Here is a 21,314-nt window from a genome sequence, read left to right as displayed (position 1 = left end):
CTCAGTCTGAAACATTTTCTGTTACAATAGGGTTATGCCACTTCCCCCCTCGCCCGGCCGGCTTCTGCTGCTTATCGTACTTTCGATTCTGGCCGGTACGCTGCTGCTCTCGCTGGTCCAGCTGGGTGTGATATCCCTGATGGTGGAAAAACTTGGCATTTCTCCAATGCAGGGCATCCTGTTTCTGATTTTTTCACTGATAGGCAGCGCGCTGAATCTGCCACTGGTGTCGATCAAGGCGATCATGCCGGATAACGGCATCAACGTTGAAGTGGCCCAGAAGGTGCTGGGCATTCCGGTACCGAAATTTCAGGGCAAGACCATGATCGCCATCAACGTCGGCGGCTGCATGATTCCGATCGTCTTCTCGGCAAGCCTGATTTACCGCTTCCCGATCGGCACGCCTGAACTCCTGCTCTCGGTCGGTATCTGTTCAATCATCTGTTATCTCTCCAGCCGGCCGATCCCCGGTGTCGGCATCGGCATGATGCCACTTGTCGCTCCCGTCACTGCCGCCATTATCGCAGTGAGCTTTGGCGGCGAATATGCTGCCCCGCTTGCCTATATCACCGGCACACTGGGCGTACTGGTCGGAGCTGACCTGATGCATATCCGTGATATCGCCCGGCTCGGCACACCCGTCGCCTCCATCGGTGGTGCCGGCACCTTCGACGGCATCTTTCTCACCGGCATCGTGGCTGTACTGTTAACTTAAGCAGCAACAAAAAAGGCTCCCTCGGGAGCCTTTTTCAGTTCATCAAAACCGTTAAATGTGAATCGCCCGGTCGTCGGAATCGAGCACCGACTCGTGGATCATCTCCGACAGTGTCGGATGCGGGAACATGTGGTGTGCCAGCTCCGCTTCAGTGGTTTCAAGCGTCTTGGCAACACCAAGCGAAACGATCATCTCGGTCGCCTCTGCCCCTACGATATGTGCACCGAGCAGCTCCCCGGATTCGGCGTGGAAGATCGTTTTGACCATACCCTCGGTCTCAGCCAGCCCCATCGCCTTGCCGTTGGTGCCGTAAGGCATTCGGCCGACCTTGTAGGGGATTCCCTCATCCTTACACTGCCTCTCGGTCTTTCCGCATGACCCCACCTGCGGCTGGCAGTAGGTGCAGCCCGGCACATTTCCATAATCGACCGGGTGCGGATGTTTACCGGCAATAGCCTCGACGCAGACAATGCCCTCATGGCTTGCCACATGCGCCAGTGCAGGGGCCCCCACCACGTCACCGATCGCATAGATGCCCGGATGATCGGTACGGTACCAGTCGTCAACCGCAATGGTGTTGCGCTCAATCTGCATGGCGGTGTTCTCCGCACCAATGGCATCGGTATTACCAATCACACCGACCGCCACCAGGCAGACATCGCCCTCAACCGTCTCTCTCTTGCCCTTGGACTCATACTCGACGACTGCCTTGCCATCCACGTTCTTAGCCGAAGATACCATGGCGCCGGTAATGATCTTGATCTTCTGCTTCTTGAAGCTGCGCTCAACCACACGGGAAATTTCGTGATCCTCCAAAGGCAGAATCTGATCTGCCGCCTCAATCACAGTCACATCGGAGCCCATCGCCTTGTAGAAATAGGCGAATTCCATGCCGATGGCACCGGAGCCGATCACCACCAGCTTTTCGGGCAGTGCCTTCGGGGCAAGTGCCTGCTTATAGGTGATGACCACCTCATGGTCGACCTCCATACCCGGGAAAGCGCGGGCGCGGGCTCCAGTCGCAACAATCACATGCTTGGCCGTGACCTGCTGCGAATTACCTTCGCTGTCTTTGACCATCAATCTGTTGCCGGCCTCGAATGAGGCGTATCCCTCGATATGGGTCACCTTATTCTTCTTAAACAGGAAACCGATTCCCTTGTTGAGCTTCTCGGAGATGGTACGCGATCGTGCCACCGCCTTGTCGAGATCGGGGTTGGCTTCGCTCACCCCGATACCCAGCACATCACCACTATGCTTGATGATGTTAATCACTTCGGCAGTGCGCAGAAGCGCCTTGGTCGGGATGCAGCCCCAGTTCAGGCAGATACCGCCCAGATGGGTCGACTCGATACATGCCACCTTCATGCCAAGCTGAGCAGCCCGAATCGCAGCCACGTATCCGCCTGGCCCGGCACCGATCACCACAACATCATACTCTCCATCGGGATTGAACAGACCGGCAGATTTTAGATGCAGCGTCTCCGCCTCATCAGCATCGTGCACCGCATGCGAGGTAATGGAAGCCGGGTGCATGTCCGGCACCGACTCAGCCCCGAGTGTGTCCGCCTCTTCAGACTCCTCATCCTCCCTGATCTCGATCGCCCGGTCAGGGGTCAGGCCGTCAGGCTCATAATCGTCGGCGACATCTTCATCCTCTTCGCGAATTACGGCGATCGGGGCACCCACTGCGACGATCGAACCTTCAGGCTCAAGAATCCTGTGCAGGATACCCTCGTCGACAACCTCCATCTCCATGGTCGCCTTGTCGGTCTCGATCTCAGCCAGCACTTCGCCGGAAACAAGTTCATCGCCCTCTTTCTTCAGCCAGCGGGCAATACGTCCTTCGGTCATGGTCGGGGACAACTGGGTCATAAACAGATCAATCGGCATACGCTTCCACCTCATGGAAAATCACCGCTTCGACACTAGGGCACAAGACGGTTCGAATCATATTTTTCAGACAGTTGACCTAGATAAGCACACTGGCAGGCATTTCGATATGCTTCTTCAGGGCGGCCATGAATTCGGCTCCGACCGCGCCATCCACCACGCGGTGATCGCAGGAGAGGGTCAGTGTCATCATCTTCTTTACGCCAACCGCGCCATTTTCAACCACAGCGCGCTCTTCGGTAGCACCAACAGCGAGAATCGCCCCCTCCGGCGGGTTTACAATCGCAGCAAACTGACTGATGCCATACATGCCGAGATTTGAGATCGAGAAAGTGCCGCCCGAATACTCCTCCGGCTGCAGTGCGCCGGCTCGCGCTCGCGTAGCAAGCTCTTTCACTTCGGCAGAGATGTCGGCAATCCCCTTCTGTTCGGCGAATCGAATCACCGGGGTAATCAGGCCACCCTCTATGGCTACCGCCACCGAGATATGGGCATGTTTGTGTTGCAGGGTATGGCTGTCTGTCCAGCTGGCATTGGCAGCAGGCACGTCAGCCAGCGCTTTTGCCACGGCTTTGATAATAAAATCATTCACGCTGAGCTTGAAAGCACCATCTGCCGCTTCATTGAGCTGCGCCCTGAGATCCATCAGGCGATCCATTGCCACATCGAGGCTCAGGTAGAAGTGCGGCACCTGCTGCTTCGACTCGCTCAGTCGACGGGCAATCGCCTTGCGCATCATGGAGTTCTCAATGCGCTCGAACTCATCTTCGTGGTAGGGCAGTGGCCCCGCCGGTAATGGCCTCGACGGAGGTGCGACAACAGCAGGAGCATTCCCCCCGATATTGATGCCACGCCTGACCGCACTCTCGACATCGGATCGGGTGATACGACCATTTGGGCCTGTGCCTGTAATCGCGGCCAGATTAATACCCTTCTGTTTGGCAAGCCTGCGCGCCAGCGGGCTGGCCTTGATACGACCTTTTTTAGCTACGGGTGCCGGTGCAGCAGCAGGAGCCTTCCCGGCCACTGCAGCAACAGCTGGCGCTTCGACCTCTGTCTGCGCGACCGGGGTTTGCGCTGCAGCCCCTCCTCCTTCCGGAACATAATCGGCAGGTACATCTTCACCCTCTTCCGCAATCACGGCGATCACACTGCCGACGGGAACCACGGAACCTTCGGGGGAGATGATTTTGTGCAGGACACCCTCTTCAACCACCTCCATCTCCATGGTCGCTTTATCGGTCTCCACCTCTGCCAGGATCTCTCCCGATTCCAGTGTATCCCCCTCCTTCTTCAGCCAGCGGGCAATACGCCCTTCGGTCATTGTTGGAGAGAGCTGAGTCATAAACAGATCAATCGGCATTATTTCCCCTTACGCTTTTCCGCACGCCACACGGGCGGCTTGGACTATTTCGGCCACACTCGGCAGCGCCATCGCTTCCAGGTTGGCGGCATACGGCATCGGAACATCCTTGCCGGTCACCCGGATAACCGGCGCATCAAGATCATCAAAGCCCCGCTCCATAATGCGCGCGGAGATCTCGGCACCGATACCGGCAAAACGCCACCCCTCTTCGACGACTACGGCACGATTGGTCTTGGCCACCGAGGCCAGAATCGTATTCTCATCAAGCGGCCTGATCGTTCGCGGATCGATCACCTCGGCCTCGATACCCTGTCCGGCCAGGATTTCGGCTGCCTGCAATGCAAAACCGGTCATGCGCGAATGCGCTACGATGGTGACATCGCTTCCTGCCCGTTTCACATCAGCCACGCCGAGCGGAATAATGTACTCCTTATCGGGAACCTCTCCGACATCACCGTAGTTGATCTCGTTCTCGATAAACACAACGGGATCATTGTCGCGGATTGATGCTTTTAGCAGCCCCTTCGCATCCGCCGGATTGGAGGGCATCACCACCTTCAGACCGGGCACGTTGGCCAGCCAGTTCTCCAGACTCTGCGAATGCTGGGCGCCAACGCGGGCCGCGGAACCGCCCGCACCGCGAAATACCATCGGCACATCATACTGGCCGCCGGACATGTATTTCATCTTTGCTGCCGCATTAACAATCTGGTCCAGTGCCAGAATGGCGAAGTTCCAGGTCATAAACTCGATAATAGGTCTCAGCCCGGCCATGGCAGCACCTACGCCCAGGCCGGCAAACCCGAGCTCGGTAATCGGTGTATCAATAACACGCTTTGGCCCGAACTTCTCCAGCATCCCCTGCGAAACCTTGTAGGCGCCATTGTACTCGGCCACCTCTTCGCCCATGAGGAATACGCGATCATCGCGTTTCATCTCCTCGACCATTGCCTGGTTCAGTGCTTCACGATAGGTCATCTTGCTCATCTTCAGTTCACCTTGCCTGGATAGGGATATGCATTCTCGATCGGGTCGTTATAGATATCAGTCCACAGTTCGGAGACGTCCGGTTCCGGCTGCGCCTCCGCATCTTTGGCAATCGCCGCAACCTGCTGCTTGATATCCTTGTCTTTCTGTTTGAAGTGCTCTTCGGTAGCCAGCCCGGCATCGATCATCTGCGCCTGCAGGCGTGCAATCGGATCGCGGCCGCTACGCCACTCGTCCACCTCTGCGCGTGTCCGGTAGGTTGCCGGATCGGACATCGAGTGCCCGCGGTAGCGGTAAGTGATCGCCTCAACCAGCATCGGCCCCTTGCCTGAGCGCGCATGCTCCATCGCTTCTCGCATCTTCTTCTCGAACTCCAGCACATCCATGCCGTCAATCTTCATGCCGGGAATCTTGAATGAGATGCCACGCTTGAAGAGATGGGTCTCTGCCGATGCGCGATCCAGCGAGGTGCCCATGGCGTACTGGTTATTTTCGACCACGAAAACGATCGGCAGCTTCCATAGCGCAGCCATGTTGAACGATTCGTAAACCGCACCCTGATTGATTCCGCCATCGCCCATAATACAGATGGTCACACGGCCATCATCCTTGTACCAGCTGGAGAAGCCGAATCCGAGGCCGACAGGCACCTGCTCGCCGACAATGCCATTGCCACCGGCAAAGTTCCTGTCGATATCAAACATATGCATCGAACCGCCCTTGCCTTTGACTATGCCGCCGGAACGGCCCAGCAGCTCTGCCATCACGGCCGTCGGGTCTGAGCCGCGCGCCAGAATATGGCCATGATCACGATAGCTGGTCATCATGTAGTCGGTTGGCTCGGAGGCCTGATGCAGGCCGACGCAAACCGCTTCCTGCCCATTGCAGAGATGGCAGAATCCGCCGATCTTTTTCAGGCCGTAGAGCTGGCCTGCTTTCTCTTCGAAGCGGCGGATAAACAGCATCTGGTCATGGATCTCATGCAGCCTCTCTTGCGGAAAAAAAAGACCATCGTGAGTGATACCAGCTTCCGATTTCTGCTTTGCAGACATGATGCCTCCGGCAAATAGTAGTTGGCGAATGCTGCCGCCAGCTCACAACTCCAGCAACCACAACTGTTTTATACACATTTTTGCGACATGGCTCACAGAGCTGCGGCGTATTGAGGGCAGCGTGAGAGGGCTCTGAGCAACCATTATCAATTTAGAGGAAGGTAACAGCCATGACAAGAACCGTCTCCTTCAATAAAGGTGAATCACTGATCAAACAGGGAGATCATGGAACCACCGCTTACCTGATCCAGAGTGGCTGGGTCCTTATCGAACAGAAAAAAGAGGGGGGAACCATCTTTCAGACCAAGATAGGAACCGGCGAGATTATTGGTGAACTGGCACTGGCTGGACTGGTAACACAACGCAGCGCTTCGGCAACAGCCATCACTGACGTGACAGCCGAAATCATCGACAGAGGGGCCCTGATTCGCATGGTTAACGGCCCGGCAAATAAGCTGACGCCTATACTGGCCGCATTTCTTTCGCGGCTGAAAAGTACCATGGTTGATGAAAAAGATGCGCTCAAAAACAGTGCCGGCGAAAGGCCGCACGCCTTGGTCGTCGGCCTGAACAGCATCTCCAGGCAGGCTCTTTGCAATCTGCCTTGCACTATCTCACACCTTCCCTGGACACTGGGTGCCCATGTTCCACCACAAAGTGTGACAGATCTGTTTCGAACAGCATGCGAAGCTGATATCCAGCTGACCAAAGCCAACAGAAGAATTCGTGAGCACCATATCAGCATTGAGGCAGGCGAGCAGGCGAGCCTGCAACTGCGTTTAATGCAGCATGGCGATTATTGCGAAGTGAATGAGAAACGTGTGGGATATGGTGCATCCAGCAGTATCGAACCCCTGCCAACCGGTTATCACATGATCCGCTTCGGTGACCCCATTGACCCATATGAGTTCGGTATCGAGGTTTTAGAATAAGGGGCTTTCAGCAGCCCTGATCTACGAAGAGGATCCCATGAACAGTGATCGACGGCTCGTCTATTCAACCGAAAATGGCCCGCTCGACAAGCCGATGCGGGGCAAAAAAAGCGGGCGCAAAAAAATGTCGCCGCAATCGTCCTCGCCTGCAATCACAAGCCCGGGCAAACAGGGTGTTCGTATCCGACGCGAGTCAAAGGGGCGCGGCGGCAAAACCGTTTCGATCATCGACGGCCTGGCACTGGATGGAAGTGAACTGAAGGTGTTGCTGAAAAAACTGAAAGCGCAGCTCGGAACAGGCGGCGCGGTTAAAAACGGCAGCCTTGAAATTCAGGGTGAACATCGCGAAAAACTTATGCAGCTGCTGGAACAAGAGGGCGTCAAAGCCAAGCTCTCCGGCGGGTGAGTTCAGGAGCCAAAGGATTCAGCACAAAAGAAAAGGCGGAGTTTGCACTCTCCGCCTTTCAGGATATCTGTTGAGGAAACTTCTTACTGCTGCTGACAGTGTGTGATAACTTACAACACGATGATGACAAAACCGTGACATGGCTCACAACTGGAAAGATTCCCTTCAACGTTATTTATGCACACTCTCAAATAGCGGAAAATCCTCGAACACCTGGTGGCCATTTCGCTTTGCTTCGGCATTCGCCTCTACAATCTGATCCAGCGGCATGGAGGCATAAGACTCGCAGGATTTGCGGTGCCGACAGTCGCAAGCAACACAGGCTGTCAGCTCATTCTTGAAGCCGCGGCCTTTGCCATGCTTGAGGCACCAGATCAGCCCCATGGCTTCAGAAGTTCACGACCAGCGTAATAGCCGTCTCTACATCCAGCTTCTTGATGCCGGCAGGAACCTTGCTGTTGTGTTCAAGCTTCACGGCAATCTTGCTTGAAAGATGCGAATTCAGGGCATGTTGCAGGCCGGTAATCGATTCAGTAGCCCAGCCGCTCTTGCCACCTTCGGTCGAGATTTCCTGCGTAAACAGGGCCGAATCGCTCACCTTCCAGTTCAACCCGGTTGCAGAGCGGATAATAGCCTCACTCTTCTTGGTACGGTCGGTGAACCGGGTCTGCCTTAAACCGCCACCCAGCTCGAACTTCCAGAGCAGGGCATCTGTTTTTACCAGATCACGGCCATAACCGACTGTTTCACTGAAGCGGCTCCGAAACCCTGCAAAGCGGTCGCTCTCGAAACCGAGGCGGCCAAAGACGTAACCGCGCTCTGAGAACTTCCAGTCCTCCTGCAGACTGGCCTTGTAGGTTTCGGCCGTCGTTCTGTTGCGATCAGTAGAGTTATTGGCACTGCCGGTCAGTGTGCTACGCACTATTTCGCCATCGTGCACTGACTTGGCCTTGGCATTCACGGTCAGGGTCTGGGTATTGCCCGAGGTCTGCACTGCGCCAAGTTCGACATTGTTTTTCCAGGCGCTTGCCTCCTCTTCTGCAATGGCGGCAATCGGAGAAATCATCATTATGGATAGAAAGGGGATAACTGTCTTTTTCATCATGGCGCGCAGACTAGGGGCACAAATCCATAATTCCAGCTAGAAATGCTTGCTTACAGTGTAATTCAAGATTAGAGAGCTATCATATCGTCGGCAGTTGGCATGATTGCCCGGCAGGCAGAGAGGGGGGAGCAAATTGGGGAGTTCTGAATGAACAGCGTGTTGATCTCGGTCACGCTGTATCTTATTTCTGCCAATATCATGGCCGGGGTCATCTATGTGTTCGGCCAGAAAAAAGTGGGGCTGTTGTGGCTTGAGTATCCGTTCATCTATACGCCGCTGATTATCTTCCAGTTCCTGATGCCTCAGTTTATGTCTATTCCGGATCTGGCTGAAACTGAGAACGCCCTGAAATACTTCCTGTTTATGCTGCAGGGGTTCAGTTGCGGCGTTATCGGGGCGATGATTCTTCTTCCCCGCTTCTTCATTCCAGCCACCACAACGATAGAGAAGCTGAAGGTCACAGCGCTGAGCAGCCTCGCCATGGGGGGAGTGTACCTTATTACACGCTGGATCTTCTTTGAGGCACTACGCTTTCTTATCCCGCAAATGCGCGGCGGTTAAGCACTTTGTGGCGGCTCGGAGTGAGTAGTCTATAATCATAGCAGTGGAGGCAGTGTATGGAAGACCTCAAAGGCTCAGAATCATGGCGCATTTTCAGAATTATCAGTGAATTCACTGAAGGCATTGAAACCCTCAACAACCTGCCCTTCTCGATCACCATCTTTGGGGCGGCGAGGGAAAAACCCGGTGACAGCTACTATGAAGCCACTGTGGAAATTGCCCGGAAACTTTCACTGGAGGGCTTTGGCATCATCTCGGGCGGTGGCCCCGGCATCATGGAGGCGGCCAACAAGGGGGCAAGAGAAGGGGGCGGCAGATCAATCGGGCTGAACATCTCGCTTCCAGAGGAGCAGACCCCCAACAGCTACCAGAATATCTCCATCAATTTCCGCTATTTCTTCGTTCGCAAGGTGATGTTCGTTAAATACTCGATGGGTTACATCTGTATGCCCGGCGGCTTCGGCACGCTCGACGAGTTTTTCGAATCGTTGACGCTGATGCAGACGCAGAAGGCATTTCCGCTACCGCTGGTGCTTTTTGGCAGCGATTTCTGGCATGACCTTCTCGAATGGGTGCGTAACACGGTACTGGATGCCGGTTATATCTCCGAGGGTGACCTGCGGCTGGTGACCGTCACCGACGATATTGATGAAGCGGTTGCGATCATGTGCAGGCACCGCACCTGGAAACAGCATCAGGTTGAGATCGCCGCTACCGACGGCCTGTAACTGTCACCCCTCAGAGCGTGATGTAATCTCAATCAGGTGATACCCGAACTGGGTTTTTACCGGCCCGTGCACCTTATTCAACTCAGAACTGAACACCACATCATTAAACTCTTTGACCATCTGGCGCTCGCGGAATGTTCCGAGATCACCGCCACGGCTGCCTGACGGACAGCTTGAGTGCTGCTTCGCCAGCTCGGCAAAATCACCCCCGGCTTCAATCTCCGCCTTCACTGCCTCGCACAGTTCACGATCCGTCACGAGAATATGGCGCGCCGATGCTGTTTTCCTCTTCCTGTTCCATCCGAACATAATAACTCCTTACTGCTCTTGCTTTTCAATTAACTGTTTGATGACGAAACCTGCCAGCATAAAACCGAACAGGTTCGGCATATAGGAGATGGTTCCATTCACAGCTCGCGGAAGCCTGTTTGCATCATTGCCGACAGGTTCCTGAGGCAGCGGCTTGATCGGAAACTCGCCTGAAAAAACCACCGGGTAGTCCAGTGAGGCCCCGGCCCGGCGCAGCTTGCGTCGAAGGTTGACCGCCAGGCCGCAGTTATAGGTTCGGTCCAGCGTGGTGATCTCGGCTTTCGTAACATCGAGTCTGCCGCCTGCGCCGAGGCTTGAGGCGATGGGGAGCCCCATCTTCTGGCATGTGGCCACCAACAGGGCCTTGCAGGCCACCGAATCGATACAGTCGATCACATAATCGAAATCACCAGCGGCAAGAAATGACTCCATATTGTCATAGCCGAGAAAACCGACATGGGCATTGAGTCGAATCTCCGGATTGATATCCCTGATTCGCTCGCCCATCGCCTCTGCCTTTGCCTCTCCAATAGTGCTATGCGTACAGACCAGTTGCCGGTTCATGTTGGAGAGGCCCACGGTATCATGGTCAACAATCGTCATGGCACCAATACCAGCGCGGGCAATCGCCTCGCTCGCCGCACCTCCAACGCCGCCAAGACCAACCACCAAGATGTGCAGCCCTTCGAGATAATTGAGACCCTCTTTTCCAACGAGGATTTCGGTGCGCTCCTGTGCGTGAGTCATATTCTGAACAGCTCCATGGTGTTGGCATTGCAGGTGCGTACAAGCGCCTCTGCATCAATGCCGCGAAGCGTAGCAATATGGTCAACTATTTCGATCAGAAAAGCAGGCTCGTTTCGCATACCGCTGCGGGCACAAGGTGGCTGATCAGGCGCATCGGTTTCGAGCAACAGTCGCTCAATCGGCAGCGCCTTTACAATACCCTGCAGCCTGGTCGCCCGCTCATGTGTTACGGCCCCGCCTATACCGAGATAGAAGCCCAGATCAAGCAACCTCTCAGCCTGCTGCCGGGAGCCTGAAAAGCTGTGTACCACGCCACGCAGGCCCGGATAACTTTTCATTTCATGGATAACCGTATCAACGGTTTTATAGGCGTGAACAATGACCGGCAGTTCAAATTCGGCAGCCAGACGAAGCTGTCCCCGAAACCAGGACAGCTGTTCATCCACGCCAAATTTGCATAATCCGGCATCGAGACCGCACTCTCCGACAGCCACAGCATCTTCAAGAAACGCCGGCAACAACTCCAGGTCATCATCGCTGTGCCGGTCGCAGAACCAGGGGTGCATGCCGAAGGAAGGAAGGATCGATTCATGCTTTGACGCGAGCGTTTTCAGTTTATCCCAGCCCTCCCGGCTGACCGCAGGAACAATAAACCGCTCAACCCCTGCCACTCTGGCCCGCTCGACCACTTCTGCTCTGTCGACATCAAAGCGCGCATCATCAAGATGGCAGTGGCTGTCGATCAGCTGCATCACCCCCATCTCCGCTCACTCACCGTGGAGGATTAAAACAGGCTTTCGCAACCGGACCACGTTGCCGACTCTTCACTTGGCCTGCCGTCAAGCAACCCCTGACACGCATCATTGCCGCTGCCGCCATCCATCATATCCTGACCATCGCGATCGAAGAGCTGGTCGTCGCCGTCACCACCATTCAGCTTATCGTTTCCGTACCATCCATATAAGCGATCATCGCCGCCGTTGCCGAATAGCCGGTCGTCGCCATGTTCGCCATAGAGGGTGTCATCGCCGTCGCCACCCTCAAGATGGTCGTCTCCCGGGCCGGCACTCAGTTTATCCTTGCCGGGGCCTCCCGTGAGCTTGTCATTTCCCTTATCACCCGTGAGTTTGTCATTACCCTCACCGCCATCAAGCTGGTCGTCACCGTAGCCACCCAGCAGCTTATCCTCGCCCGCCTCACCGAACAGGCGGTCATTGCCACGACCACCCTTGATCTCATCATCGCCACTGCCGCCACAGATCACGTCGTTGCCGCTTTTTCCGTCGATCTTGTCGTTGCCGCCAAGAGCTGCAATCACATCATCCCCTTCCGTACCAGTGATCCTGTCCTCTTTCTCAGTGCCGACAATCGTCGCGGTAAGTCCGTCACACGTTTCGGCGTGGGAAAGTGACGGCATCAGCATGATTGCTGGCAGTAGAAACAGATGTAACAGGGGTGTTTTTCTCAAGGAGACCTCCTTTGCCGGAAGCAGAAGCATAAACAGGAAGCATGCCGATTGCATACTGCCTCTGTAGAGCGGCACTCATTGCGATATTTTCAGCAGCATGATTAAAGGGGCATGCCCCCTTCTCAGCTCAGGCCTCCGCAGCCTGCATCTTGGCAACCTCGGCATGCACCTCCTGCATGTCGACCGCCCTGATCTGTCCGATCAGCTCCTCCAATGCCGGTTTCGGCAGCGCTCCGGCTTCGGAGTAGAGCAGCACATTCTCCCGAATCACCATCAGGGTCGGAATGGAGCGGATATTGAAGTGGGCACCCAGCTCCTGCTGCTGCTCTGTATTCACCTTGCCGAAGAGAATATCGGGATGATTTTCCGATACGGATTCGAAGGTCGGCCCGAACATCTTGCAGGGGCCACACCATGGCGCCCAGAAGTCGAGCACCGTGATATCGCTTGCATCCACCTTCTGCTTAAAATTCTCTTTGGTCAGTTCTACCGTAGCCATCTAGACCTCCTTAAAACAGCTGTATCATCCCTGACTTACCCTGACGTTTATCGGCCAGCCAACGTCAGGCAACTCTCAGGAGTCCGCATTATATTATGATTTGCTAATATATCAACCCCCGGCAGATATCCGGCGCTGTTGATTGGCACAGAAGCAGCTGCTCTGGCAAGCTGCGGGGATGACATTATACGCATCCGATCTCCCCGAAGTGCCATTCCGGGCCATGCATGACGTTCACCTTGAAGAGGTGGAGATGATCAATGCCATCGATGCCTTGATTGAAGACCTCGAGGCGGGCGATGCTGCTGCATATACCCTTGATGAAAGGCTGGCCGGGCTTCTTGCCCATACGAAAGCGCATTTCTCCAATGAGGAGCGGCTTATGCTGGAGGCCCGTTTCCCGCCCTACCCGGTGCATAAGGGTGCGCACGATCTCTTCCTTCGCGAACTTGAGGCTGCGATTGCTGACTGGAACGCGACACATCGGATTGTGGCGATCGCCGCCTTCATGCGCGGCCGGCTCCCCGACTGGATGAAGGATCATATCGGCAGCATGGACTTTGTAACCGCGCGCTTTCTCGCCATGCGGGAATAAGCGGCTGATGCGGGCATGAACAGCCTTGAACAACTTGTTATCGATAACGCCTATACCCGTGCCCTGCCGGGTGATCCGGAGCGTGCGAACTTCACGCGTCAGGTAACAGGTGCCTGCTATTCGTTTGTTCAGCCGACCGCTGTCAAAGCGCCGGCATTGCTCGCCTGCGCAGATGAGGTGGCAGAGCTGCTCGGTATCTCAAAAGAGAGTTGTAAATCCGTGAAATTTACAGAGCTCTTCTCGGGCAACCGGCTGCTGCCGGCCATGGTGCCCTACGCCAGCTGTTACGGCGGCCACCAGTTCGGCCACTGGGCGGGGCAGCTGGGCGACGGCCGCGCCATCAATATCGGTGAAGTGATCAATGCAAAAGGCGAACGCTGGAGCCTGCAACTCAAAGGGGCGGGTCTCACACCCTATTCGCGCAATGCCGACGGACTTGCCGTTCTTCGCTCCTCGCTGCGCGAGTTCCTCTGCAGCGAGGCGATGTTCCATCTCGGTGTTCCGACCACGCGGGCACTGTCACTGATCACCACGGGCGAAGGTGTACTGCGTGACATTCTCTATAACGGCAATGCCGGTTATGAGCCCGGAGCCGTGCTGTGCCGCGTCGCCCCCTCCTTCACACGCTTCGGAAACTTCCAGCTCTTTGCCGCACGCGGTGAAATCGAACTGCTGCAAAAGCTGCTCGACTACACCATCCTCACCGATTTCCCCGGGATTGGTGCACCTGCACCGGCAGTATACCTGGCATGGTTCGAAGAGGTGTGCCGGCGCACCGCCGAGCTGATGGTGCACTGGATGCGGGTCGGATTTGTGCACGGGGTGATGAATACCGATAACATGTCGGTGCTGGGGCTGACGATCGATTACGGCCCCTACGGCTGGCTGGAGGGATACGATCCGGAGTGGACCCCCAACATCACCGATTCCGAGATGCGCCGCTACCGCTTCGGCAACCAGCCTCAGATTGCCGGCTGGAATCTGGCCCGGCTTGCAGAGGCGCTGATCCCGCTGACCGGATCAGTTGAACAGTTGCAGCAGGCGATGCAGGTCTATTCAACCACTTACGAAAACGGCTGGTTCTCCATGATGGGGGATAAACTCGGGCTCTCGAAAATCACCCGGGAGGATGAACCTTTGATCAGGGAGCTGTTGGGTATTCTGCCGCTGGTTGAAACCGACATGACCATCTTCTTCCGCAAGCTCGCCGATATTGAAACCGGCCATGATCCCGAACTGCGCAGCGATGAACAGTTGATCGCACCGCTGCTGGATGCCTACTACGATCTCGGCGCACTCGACGAGAGCTACCGCACACGCTTTGCGAGCTGGATGCGCAACTACATTACGCGCCTGTGCCGGCAGGGGAGCGGTGATGCCGAGCGTCGCCAGAAGATGCATGCGGTGAATCCGAAATACGTACTGCGCAACTACCTGGCCCAGCAGGCGATCGACAGGGCCGAATCCGGCGACAGCTCGATGATCCACGAACTGCTGAACCTGCTTCGCCGCCCCTATGAGGAGCAGCCCGAAAACGAACATTTTGCCGCCAGGCGTCCCGAATGGGCGCGCAACCGGGCAGGCTGTTCCATGCTCTCCTGCAGCTCCTGAACGACCTGTCGGCTGCAGCTGCTACAGGTTTCTTATTCCCCTGCTATGATCATATATGATCAGGTGGTTCACAGGCGGAAGTGCTGCGGGAGGCTGGTATGGTGACGAATATTGCAAAGGCGATCCTGTCCGTTCTGCTGGCGGCAGTGGTCAGCGGCTGCGCCCTGGGCATCTCCGAGATTCCGGTGGCCGAACTTGAGAAGAGGTATGCCAGCAACCCGCCCCTCTATATCGATGTTGACGGTCTGCAGGTTCACTACCGGGAAGAGGGAAAAGATAACGATCACACCCTTGTGATGCTGCACGGCATTCTCGCATCACTGCACAACTGGGAGGTATGGAGCCGGGAGCTTGCAGGCAGATACCGGGTGATTTCGCTCGACCTGCCAGGCCATGGCCTGACTGGCCCGGCCAATTTCGAATACAATACGGAGAATTACATACAGTTTATCAACAGCTTTGCGTCCAGGCTCGGGCTTGAAAAGTTCACGCTGGTGGGCAACTCGCTGGGTGGCTATTTCGCCTGGAACTACGCCATCAGATATCCGCAGCAGGTGGAGAAGCTGGTGCTGATCGATACCGCCGGCTTTCCGCTAAAGAAGATCCCGTTCCCCGTCAGGGCATTTACCGCGCCGCTTCTGGGCGAGATATCCATGCATTTCACACCCCGCATTGCCTCCTCCATACTGCTGCGAGAGGTCTATGCCGAACCCTCCAGAATCAGCGAAGCGATGACGGAGCGCTACTACGAACTGCAGCTGCGGCCGGGAAACCGCAGGGCTTCTCAAACACTGTTTAAACGTAACCTTGAGATACTCAGGCAGGAGCCTTCGGGGCTGGAGCAACTGACCATGCCGACCCTGCTGATGTGGGGCGAACAGGATCACTGGATTCCCGCCGACCCTCATCTGAAGCGGTGGCAGCAGGCTCTGCCCCATGCAAAGGTGGTTATCTATCCCGATGCCGGACATATGCCGATGGAAGAGATCCCGGTGCGTTCGGCCCGCAATCTTCACCAGTTCCTGAGCGGAGCGGAGATTACTGACACATCCGAATAGCGGTCAGATCAGCGTCAACTGCTCCTTCGACGGCTCTAGTGCCCAGTCAACAGATGCCATGCCATGGGCCTCAAGATAGGCATTGGCACATGAAAAGTGCCGGCAGCCGAGAAAACCCCGATGGGCGGAGAGCGGCGAGGGGTGTGGCGCCGTAAGGATCAGGTGCTTGCCGCCCTCTATCAGGGCCGCCTTGGATTGTGCAAAGCTGCCCCAGAGCATGAAGACCAGATGCTCGCGGTTTGCGCTCAGGGAAGAGATCGCAGCATCGGTAAACTGCTCCCACCCCTTACCCTGATGGGCGCCGGCCCTCTTCTCCTCCACCGTCAGCGTCGCATTGAGCAGCAACACCCCCGCATCTGCCCAGGCGGCGAGACAGCCATGGCCGGGAGTCACGATGCCGAGATCTGAAGCCAGCTCCTTGTGGATATTGCGCAGCGAGGGAGGAACAGCCACACCATGCGGCACCGAGAAGCTGAGTCCGTGCGCCTGATTCGGCCCGTGATAGGGATCCTGCCCCAGAATCACCACCCGGACCTTTTCGAAGGGTGTTGCTGCGAAAGCAGCAAACCAGTGACTCCTGGCCGGATAGATCGTGCCCCCCTCCGCCTGTCGGGCCTTGAGGAATGCCTGCAGCTCCAGCATGTAGGCTTTGTCGAACTCAACCCCCAGATGGCGCCGCCATGACTCGTGCAGCATCATTTTCACTCTTTATTCACCTCAACCGTTTCCGGATTCCCGGCCTGTTTCCAGCCGCCGCCAAGAGCCTTGTAGAGCTGCGTCAGGCCCGTGTGGATTCTCACATTGCTGATGACAATCTCCTCACGCGTTGTGATCAGGGCACGTTCAGCATCGAGCATGACCATAAAATCCTCTTCTCCGGCCTCATAACGCAGGCGGGCAATCTCAAAGGCGCGTACTCGCGACTGCTCTGCAAGCCGCAGCCCCTTCAGGGTAAGCCACTCGTTGCCATATCGCGTCAGTGATGACTCGGCATCCTCGAGCGCCAGCAGCAGGCTCTGCTCATAACGGGCAAGCGCTGCCTTCGCTTCGGCTTTTGCCACATCAACACGGGCTGAGATCGCGCCACCGGCAAAGAGCGGCCAGCCCAGTGCTGCCCCAAGCGAACGGGTCATGGTGGCCGGCGTAAAGAGGTCGCTGAACAGGCGGGCACTGCTGCCGATCGCGCCGGTCAGCGAAAAGTCCGGAAAAAGATCGGCTGTTGCAATACCGATGTTGGCCGTGGCAGCAGCAAGTTCGCGCTCCGCCAGCTGAACGTCAGGCCTGCGCATGAGTATCTGAGAACGCAACCCCACGGGCACCCGATCGACCACATCGGGCATCGGGCCTGCCTCAGAGAGTGCCTCGGCATGAAATTCCGGTGCCTCACCGGTCAGCACGGAGATACGGTAGATTAGCGCCATCGCTTCCGCCTCAAGGCCCGGCAGCTTTGCCTCGATGCTTTCGCGCTCTCCCTCTGCCCTCGCCAGGTCGAGCCCGCTGCTTGCCCCAAGCTCCGATTGCGCACGCGCGATCGCCTCCACCTCGCCGAGCAAGGCAATGTCGCGCCGGGTCATGGCCAGACGGGATTGCACTCCGCGCAGTTCGAAATAACCGGCCGCAACCTCGGCGGCCAGCGAAAGCGTGAGCCCCCTGTGGGCGGCTTCAGTGGCTCCGACCCGGGCCTCGGCCGCCTCTACGCTGCGGCGGGTGCGTCCGAAAAGATCGATCTCCCAACTGGCATCGAGCGCTGCACTGAAGGTGTTTCGTGTTCCGGTCGTTGCCCCGAACACATTCTGTCGGCTGTACCGGCTGCGGCTGGCTGAAGCGCCTGCATCAATGCCCGGATAAAAACCGCCGGCCGCTTCGCGCCGCAGCGCTCTGGCACGTTCAACATTGGCGAGAGCCACTGCCATGTCGCGATTGTTCACCATCGCCTTCTCAATCAGCCCTGTGAGAAGCGGATCATTAAACTGGCGCCACCATCCGATATCATCGGCCGCAACGCCTGCAACCCGGAGGGCCTGTTGGCTATGCCAGCTGTCGCTGTGCTTCTGAGCAGGGGTCTCGTAATCGGGCCCGACCGCACAGCTGTTCAGAACAAGGATTGCCGCCAGCAGGGAGAATCGTTTCATATCCTCTCCTCATGCTCGACAAGTTCGGCCTCAAGCCGGCGACCCGTGGCCCTCGGTGATGAGGTGTGGCTCGACCAGAGTCGATAGATCACGGGTACGATAAACAGGGTAAAAAAGGTCGTGACCAGAACACCGGCCAGAATCACCGTGCCGATCACCAGCCGCGTTTCGGAACCTGCCCCTGAAGAGAGGATTAACGGTACGGCACCCATCGCCGTGGTCAGCGCAGTCATGATGATCGGACGCAACCGTTTGCCGGTCGCCTCGATGATGGCGTCGCGGAACTCGACACCCTCGTCACGCAACTGGTTGATAAATTCGACTATCAGGATGCCGTTCTTGGCGGCTATACCGATCAGGATAATCAGGCCGATCTGGCTGTAGATATTGAGGCTCATGCCGAAGCCCCAAAGGGCAGCCAGCGCACCGGTAATCGCCAGCGGGACGGTGAGCATGATGGTCAGCGGATGCAGGAAGCTTTCGAACTGGCCGGCCAGAACGAGAAAAGCGACCATCAGCGCCAGCGCAAAGACGAGATAGATCGACGATTCGCTGTCGATAAAGTCCAGAGATGGCCCCTTGTAATCAATCGTGGCTCCCGGAGGCAGCTCTTCGCGCACCACCCCCTCGAGATACTCCAGCGCCTCGCCGAGCGAATAGCCGTCAGCAAGGTTGGCCTCCAGCGTAATCGCGCGCTGCCGGTTGTAGCGGTTGAGCGTGCTGCTGTCAGCGAATTCGCTGATTTCGACGAGACTGGCAAGTGGGATCAGCTGGCCGCTGCGTTCAGAACGCACCCGGATGTTGGTTATGTCGGAAGGCTGCTGCTTGAGCGCCTTCTCGCTCTCCAGCAATACATCGTACTCCTTGCCCCGGTCGATATAGGTGGTCACCCGACGCCCGCCCATCAGCGTCTCCAGCGTGCGATTGATCTCGCTCACCGAAACACCAAGCGCATCGGCCCGATCCCGGCGCACCTGCAGGCCGATCTGCGGCTTGGTCTCATCGTAGTCATGATCGAGAGCGACAAGTCCCGGGTTTTCAGATGCCCTGGCGATCAGAATATCGCGCCAGCCAGCCAGCTCCTCGTATGTCGGGCCACCGATCACGAACTGCACCGGCTTACTTTCACCGCCGCCGAATGCCTGCCGCACGGTAGAGAACACACGTACGCCGGGAATATCTGCAGTGAGCCTTTTCACCTGCTCGAGGTAATACCAGATCGGTTGGCGGCCGCTGTTCCAGTGGCTTAACACAACAATACCGCGGGCGTCGCTGTAGTTGGCAGTGGTGCCGAAACTGCCTGGGGCGCGCATCAACAAACGCTGGAACTCTCCGGTCTCGGTAAACGGCATCAGGCGCCGTTCGATCTCATCCATATGTTCACGCACGTAGGCATAGGAGGCCCCTTCAGGTCCCTTGATCATGATGTAAAAGACTCCGCGATCCTCTTTCGGCGAGTACTCCTGCGGAATCTGGCGCAGCAGCAACATCGCCAGCAGCAGCATTACCGCGATGACCAGCAGCGCCAGTGCGGGGCGATCGAGCAGCGTATTGAGCTTATGCAGATAGAACTCGCGCAGGCGTGAGAAGGAGCGGTCAATGCGCAGGCTCAGGCCGCCACTTTCACTGCGCCCCTGCAGCAGTTTGGAGGCGATCATCGGCGCAATGGTCAGCGCGGCAAAGGTGGAGAAGACAACCGCAGCGGTAATGGTGATGGCAAACTCACTGAACAGTCGCCCGATATCTCCCTCCATAAAGGTGATCGGTATAAAGACCGCGGCCAGAACAGCGGTCGTGGCGATCACGGCAAAACCGACCTGGCGGGTACCGCGAAAGGCCGCGACCAGTCTCGACTCCCCCATCTCCATGCGGCGGTGAATATTTTCCACCACCACAATCGCATCATCCACGATCAGGCCGATGGCAAGCACCAGCGCCAGCAGGGTTAGCAGGTTAATCGTATATCCGAAGGCATAGAGCACTGCGAACGTTGAGATCAGCGAGATCGGCACCGTGACCGCAGGCACCAGCGTGGCCCGCACATTGCCGAGAAAGAGGTAGATCACCACGACCACCAGCAGCACGGCAATGAGCAGGGTTTTAAATACTTCGTTGATGGCGTTGTCGATAAACAGGCTGGAGTCGTAACTCTGCTCCATATGCATGTGCGGCGGCAGCACCTCGTTCACACGCTGCATCTCTGCCTGGGCGAGCCTTGCAACCGACAGGGTATTGGCTTTCGACTGCTTGACGATTCCGATACCGACCATCCGGATACCGTTGCCGCGCAAGGTGCTGCGCTCCTCGGTCACGCCGAGTTCTACCCGTGCCACATCGCCAAGCCGCACCAGATAGCCGTCGTTTCCGCCTCTCAGCACCAGACCGCGAAAATCATCGACGCTGCTGTAGCTGCGCTGCATGCGCACCGTAAAATCACGTTTTTCCGACTCCAGAACACCAGCAGGAAGCTCGACATTCTCCTGCCGTAACACCTGCTCGATATCGCCCGCCGTCAGCCCGAATGCCGCCAGCCTGTTGCGATCCAGCCAGATGCGCATCGCCTGCTCCTTGCCGCCACCGATTCGCACACGCGCCACACCATCGAGAGAGGCAAAGCGATCCTCAACATAGCGTCTGGCATAATCGGTCACCTGCATGGTGGTCATGTCCTTGCCGGTCAGGTGCATCCATTTGATGATCCGCTCGTCGGCATCGGACTTGCGGATATCGGGCGGGTCAGCGCCATCAGGAAGCTCATCCATGATGCGCGAAACACGGTCGCGGATATCATTTGCGGCGTCATCGATATCGCGACTGATGTTAAAACGGACCGAGATATCGGAGCGGCCATCGAGGCTTTTCGAGGTGATCGAACGGATCCCCTCGATGCCGGCAATGCGTCCCTCGATCACCTCGGTAATGCGTGTCTCCACGACATTGGCGGCAGCACCACGATAGTCGGTGGTGATCGAGACAATCGGCGGATCGATGTCCGGATACTCGCGCAGCGGCAGATTGCTGAATGAGAGAATGCCGAAGACAACCAGCAGCAGGTTCAGCACCACGGCCAGCACAGGCCGCCTTACGCTGGTATCAGACAGCCACATCACTGCCTGCTGTCAGAAGATATTTGAACATGTCGATCATGCC

At 56.9% G+C, this 21,314-nt stretch carries 22 protein-coding genes; 8 read left to right on the top strand and 14 right to left on the bottom strand.

The features are described from left to right. Positions 1-34: 34 nt before the first annotated feature. Positions 35-715, top strand: coding sequence for a DUF1614 domain-containing protein (locus Ga0123462_RS00945; RefSeq protein ID WP_100264585.1), 681 nt, complete (start codon positions 35-37; stop codon positions 713-715). 51 nt (positions 716-766) lie between these two features. On the opposite strand, the gene lpdA is transcribed toward Ga0123462_RS00945, so the two are convergent. From lpdA to pdhA, 4 genes are all read right to left on the bottom strand, one after another. After that, positions 767-2,608 (bottom strand): dihydrolipoyl dehydrogenase, encoded by a 1,842-nt coding sequence (gene lpdA / locus Ga0123462_RS00940; RefSeq protein WP_100264584.1) that lies wholly within the window; start codon positions 2,606-2,608, stop codon positions 767-769. Positions 2,609-2,687: 79 nt separating this feature from the next. Beyond that, positions 2,688-3,971, bottom strand: coding sequence for a pyruvate dehydrogenase complex dihydrolipoamide acetyltransferase (locus Ga0123462_RS00935; RefSeq protein WP_100264583.1), 1,284 nt, complete (start codon positions 3,969-3,971; stop codon positions 2,688-2,690). Positions 3,972-3,980: 9 nt separating this feature from the next. Further along, positions 3,981-4,961: a pyruvate dehydrogenase complex E1 component subunit beta gene (locus Ga0123462_RS00930; protein ID WP_100264582.1), complete on the bottom strand. Its 981-nt coding sequence runs from the start codon at positions 4,959-4,961 to the stop codon at positions 3,981-3,983. A 2-nt stretch (positions 4,962-4,963) separates the two neighbouring features. After that, positions 4,964-6,013 (bottom strand): pyruvate dehydrogenase (acetyl-transferring) E1 component subunit alpha, encoded by a 1,050-nt coding sequence (gene pdhA / locus Ga0123462_RS00925; RefSeq protein ID WP_100264581.1) that lies wholly within the window; start codon positions 6,011-6,013, stop codon positions 4,964-4,966. A gap of 170 nt (positions 6,014-6,183) precedes the next feature. Here pdhA and Ga0123462_RS00920 point away from each other — a divergent pair, with 170 nt between their 5' ends. Then, complete coding sequence (locus Ga0123462_RS00920; protein WP_100264580.1) at positions 6,184-6,945, top strand: cyclic nucleotide-binding domain-containing protein; 762 nt, start codon at positions 6,184-6,186, stop codon at positions 6,943-6,945. 37 nt (positions 6,946-6,982) lie between these two features. Further along, a complete protein-coding gene (locus Ga0123462_RS00915) occupies positions 6,983-7,351 on the top strand; it encodes a translation initiation factor (RefSeq protein WP_100264579.1) in 369 nt (122 codons plus the stop codon). Between the two features lie 171 nt (positions 7,352-7,522). Here the strand turns inward: Ga0123462_RS00915 and Ga0123462_RS00910 are convergent, their stop codons facing one another. Together Ga0123462_RS00910 and Ga0123462_RS00905 are read right to left on the bottom strand one after the other, a co-directional pair. Continuing rightward, a complete protein-coding gene (locus Ga0123462_RS00910) occupies positions 7,523-7,735 on the bottom strand; it encodes a hypothetical protein (RefSeq protein ID WP_100264578.1) in 213 nt (70 codons plus the stop codon). A gap of 4 nt (positions 7,736-7,739) precedes the next feature. Then, positions 7,740-8,456: a DUF481 domain-containing protein gene (locus tag Ga0123462_RS00905; RefSeq protein WP_232726483.1), complete on the bottom strand. Its 717-nt coding sequence runs from the start codon at positions 8,454-8,456 to the stop codon at positions 7,740-7,742. A 147-nt stretch (positions 8,457-8,603) separates the two neighbouring features. Here Ga0123462_RS00905 and Ga0123462_RS00900 point away from each other — a divergent pair, with 147 nt between their 5' ends. Continuing rightward, complete coding sequence (locus Ga0123462_RS00900; RefSeq protein ID WP_100264577.1) at positions 8,604-9,017, top strand: hypothetical protein; 414 nt, start codon at positions 8,604-8,606, stop codon at positions 9,015-9,017. 56 nt (positions 9,018-9,073) lie between these two features. Further along, a complete protein-coding gene (locus tag Ga0123462_RS00895; protein WP_100264576.1) occupies positions 9,074-9,745 on the top strand; it encodes an LOG family protein in 672 nt (223 codons plus the stop codon). Positions 9,746-9,748: 3 nt separating this feature from the next. Here Ga0123462_RS00895 and Ga0123462_RS00890 read toward each other — a convergent pair whose 3' ends face one another. From Ga0123462_RS00890 to trxA, 5 genes are all read right to left on the bottom strand, one after another. Beyond that, entirely contained in the window at positions 9,749-10,054 is a 306-nt protein-coding gene (locus Ga0123462_RS00890; protein ID WP_100264575.1) for a peptidylprolyl isomerase, read from the bottom strand. Between the two features lie 9 nt (positions 10,055-10,063). Continuing rightward, a complete protein-coding gene (locus Ga0123462_RS00885) occupies positions 10,064-10,801 on the bottom strand; it encodes a tRNA threonylcarbamoyladenosine dehydratase (protein WP_100264574.1) in 738 nt (245 codons plus the stop codon). After that, complete coding sequence (locus tag Ga0123462_RS00880; RefSeq protein ID WP_100264573.1) at positions 10,798-11,553, bottom strand: TatD family hydrolase; 756 nt, start codon at positions 11,551-11,553, stop codon at positions 10,798-10,800. Before Ga0123462_RS00880 ends, Ga0123462_RS00885 begins: the two co-directional genes overlap by 4 nt. Before the next feature lie 32 nt (positions 11,554-11,585). Next, complete coding sequence (locus Ga0123462_RS00875; protein WP_198507352.1) at positions 11,586-12,269, bottom strand: calcium-binding protein; 684 nt, start codon at positions 12,267-12,269, stop codon at positions 11,586-11,588. A 127-nt stretch (positions 12,270-12,396) separates the two neighbouring features. Beyond that, entirely contained in the window at positions 12,397-12,768 is a 372-nt protein-coding gene (gene trxA, locus Ga0123462_RS00870) for a thioredoxin (protein WP_100264571.1), read from the bottom strand. 178 nt (positions 12,769-12,946) lie between these two features. Here trxA and Ga0123462_RS00865 point away from each other — a divergent pair, with 178 nt between their 5' ends. The 3 genes from Ga0123462_RS00865 to Ga0123462_RS00855 all read left to right on the top strand — a co-directional run bounded on the left by Ga0123462_RS00865 (position 12,947) and on the right by Ga0123462_RS00855 (position 16,032). Continuing rightward, entirely contained in the window at positions 12,947-13,363 is a 417-nt protein-coding gene (locus tag Ga0123462_RS00865; RefSeq protein WP_157821227.1) for a bacteriohemerythrin, read from the top strand. Positions 13,364-13,378: 15 nt separating this feature from the next. Beyond that, positions 13,379-14,974, top strand: coding sequence for a protein adenylyltransferase SelO (locus tag Ga0123462_RS00860; RefSeq protein ID WP_100264569.1), 1,596 nt, complete (start codon positions 13,379-13,381; stop codon positions 14,972-14,974). Positions 14,975-15,072: 98 nt separating this feature from the next. After that, positions 15,073-16,032: an alpha/beta fold hydrolase gene (locus Ga0123462_RS00855; RefSeq protein ID WP_100264568.1), complete on the top strand. Its 960-nt coding sequence runs from the start codon at positions 15,073-15,075 to the stop codon at positions 16,030-16,032. Positions 16,033-16,035: 3 nt separating this feature from the next. Here the strand turns inward: Ga0123462_RS00855 and ung are convergent, their stop codons facing one another. From ung to Ga0123462_RS00840, 3 genes are read right to left on the bottom strand one after another with little or no spacing between them, the layout of a single operon-like run. Then, positions 16,036-16,731 (bottom strand): uracil-DNA glycosylase, encoded by a 696-nt coding sequence (gene ung, locus Ga0123462_RS00850; RefSeq protein WP_100264567.1) that lies wholly within the window; start codon positions 16,729-16,731, stop codon positions 16,036-16,038. Between the two features lie 2 nt (positions 16,732-16,733). Further along, positions 16,734-18,164, bottom strand: coding sequence for an efflux transporter outer membrane subunit (locus Ga0123462_RS00845; protein ID WP_100264566.1), 1,431 nt, complete (start codon positions 18,162-18,164; stop codon positions 16,734-16,736). Then, positions 18,161-21,271 (bottom strand): efflux RND transporter permease subunit, encoded by a 3,111-nt coding sequence (locus Ga0123462_RS00840; RefSeq protein WP_100264565.1) that lies wholly within the window; start codon positions 21,269-21,271, stop codon positions 18,161-18,163. Before Ga0123462_RS00840 ends, Ga0123462_RS00845 begins: the two co-directional genes overlap by 4 nt. Positions 21,272-21,314: the final 43 nt, after the last annotated feature.

This window comes from Mariprofundus ferrinatatus (genome assembly GCF_002795825.1).
Lineage (GTDB): Bacteria > Pseudomonadota > Zetaproteobacteria > Mariprofundales > Mariprofundaceae > Mariprofundus > Mariprofundus ferrinatatus.
Note: the sequence above shows the minus strand (reverse complement) of the source record. Positions and strands in the feature narration are given on the sequence as shown.